We start from the raw sequence: 2,454 nt of genomic DNA on the forward strand, positions 1-2,454 counted from the left end.
GGTGCAAAGATCACCGTCAACGCCAAAGGCCTGCCCCCAAACACACTGGGACTAGCTCTGGTGATCAAAAACAAGCTTCAGACGGCAGACGACCTATTTGAACCGGTTCGCGACCAAGTTGACGACGCTGGACTACAAGAATTCAAAGCTTTTAAAGCTATGAACATCTCGCACTCAGACTCCAACGAGTATTTGTTCGGTGACATTGACCTGGCCGACAGCGGCGTTATTGCGCGCAGGGGGTACGTCGTCTCTGATGAAAGCGGCACTGCTTCGTTTACTTTCGGCGGCACTGAAGAGGTCAGAGAAGAATCATCCCTCACTCCCGAACAAGAAGAACTAGCGGGGCAATTGAGGGCAACGTCGTGGTCATCGCAGCTTCCTGAAAGCGAAGCCGATGATTACACGGGCGACTACAGTGTACTGCTGCTCATTCCGAGAAACAGCGTGCATGACCTGTACCAGCTCGCTTTCGATGAAAACAACTCCCTCGTCCCGGTCGGTCTCGAAGGCCCGACCGACGGTCCGATAGACGATAAGCACAAAGCTGTCGTCAAGCAGCGTGAGGAAATCCTTCGCGGGCAAGGAGTGTCAGAAGATCTAACTCGCCGTTACGCTAGCTATATGCCGGCCGTAGCCTGCACCGGGTTCAAAGTGACCGACACTCCGCCTGAGACACCCGAACCTGACGCAACCCCAACACCTGAGCCTTCGCCCACGCCGAGTGAGAGTTCAACGCCAAACGAAACGCCAAAGCCAGAACCCAGCGAAAGCAGCACTCCGACACCTGATGCGGAGGAGACTCCAACTCCCGAGCCTGGCGGCAACAACACACCCACGCCCGCACCGGAACCAAAGGAATCCACAACACCAGCCCCGGGTGATTCCTCACCGAGCGCTATGCCGCGAACAGGCACCCACATCATGGGAGCACTCGCAGCCGCAGGCACACTCCTAGCACTGGGAACAGCCATCACTGTGCTCTCACGCCGCCGTTCACAGCGCCAGTGATAGCCACACCGCATACCGGAACCTTTGAAACACGTACAGGAAAGTCCCTATGAAGAAACTTCTCGCTGCCACGGCCGCCACCTGCATCGGTCTGATGAGCCCACTGCTCAGCATGGCAACCCCAGCGCAAGCCCAAGCACAGTCAGGGTTTTGCCTGTCCGCGCCGGGGTTCTTCGAGCTCAACCCCTCGCCCGCTACTGAGAGTCAGCTCAAAGAGCAAGGCGTTACCCTCACTGCTAAAGGCCTCCCTCCAAACGCAATTGTCCACATAACTCTCACGCGGGGCGATCTCGTCAAGGCCAGCGAAATTTACGACAATGATGAATTGCCCCCTGATTCTCCTCTGGTTGGTTTGCCGACAGCTGATCGCGACGAAATCTGGGACGACGAAGAGATTCCCTTCAGCCGCGGCATCATTTTCACTGATGAGTCAGGAACTGCCTCCTTTACTTACGGCGGCAAAGACAACAACGATAGGAAGTTGAGGCTGCCCGCCGAGTTCGAAGAATATCGCGAGGAAATCGAAAAAGAAGCTTGGAACCCAACTCTTCTCAAAAGCAAGTCCGGCGGCCACACTGGAAGTTATTCTTTCAGAATAGCTGTCGAGGACCCAATAGGATATAACAACATATTATTTTCTCTTGCCGACAATAAAGTCTCAGCGATTTCTGAAGACGAGTACAAAAAGCAATGGGAAGACCGTCTATCAGATTTGCTGAAACCTGGCATGTCTAAAGACGAAATCAACGAGCTCGAAGAATCTTTGGAGCTTGAACGAATTAATTCCACGTCTACGCATGCCTGCAGCTCGTTCGCGGTAGGTGAAGACAAGCCTGAAACACCCGCGCCTTCGCCTAACCCAAGTGAAGACCCGACGACAGAGCCCTCGCCCACTCCAAGCGCTGAGGAAACTCCGACACCTGATCCTTCACCCAGCGACAGCTCTACCCCAGAGCCAACCCCAAGTGAAACCCCGACCTCAACACCTGAACCTTCGCCAACGCCAAGTGAGAGTTCAACGCCAAGCGAAACACCGACTCCCGAACCGAGTGAGAGCAGCACTCCGACGGCCGCATCGGAACCAAAGGAATCCACCCCTCCAACCCCGGGTGATTCCTCACCGAGCGCTATGCCGCGAACAGGCACCCACATCATGGGAGCACTCGCAGCCGCAGGCACACTCCTAGCACTGGGAACAGCCATCACTGTGCTCTCACGCCGCCGTTCACAGCGCCAGTGATAACCACAGCCCACGGCCACTGATGCAGTGACGGGCCTGAGAGGGGCCACACCAAGCCCCTCTCAGGCCTGTCACGCTCGACGGCATGACGCACGCTGCCCACCCGGGGCGTCCGCTGGCAACCGCCGCTGTCCCAACCGAAACGACGCTTTACAGCAAAAGGCTTTGTCGGCTCTTCCGGTTCTAGAGTGCGTTGACCCGGG

General features: G+C 56.4%; 1 protein-coding gene and 1 pseudogene. Both read left to right on the top strand.

Going from position 1 to position 2,454, the window contains the following annotated elements:
• Window positions 1-1,011 (top strand): annotated as a pseudogene (locus HMPREF2757_RS11680) (hypothetical protein); the annotation flags it as partial.
• 49 nt (window positions 1,012-1,060) lie between these two features.
• Window positions 1,061-2,251, top strand: coding sequence for a hypothetical protein (locus HMPREF2757_RS11905; protein WP_176745892.1), 1,191 nt, complete (start codon window positions 1,061-1,063; stop codon window positions 2,249-2,251).
• Window positions 2,252-2,454: the final 203 nt, after the last annotated feature.

Source organism: Brevibacterium sp. HMSC063G07 (genome assembly GCF_001810665.1).
Lineage (GTDB): Bacteria > Actinomycetota > Actinomycetes > Actinomycetales > Brevibacteriaceae > Brevibacterium.

Coding starts and splice junctions, on each gene's coding strand:
- HMPREF2757_RS11905 (WP_176745892.1), top strand. CDS start 1,061: ATGAAGAAACTTCTCGCTGCCACGGCCGCCACCTGCATCGGTCTGATG.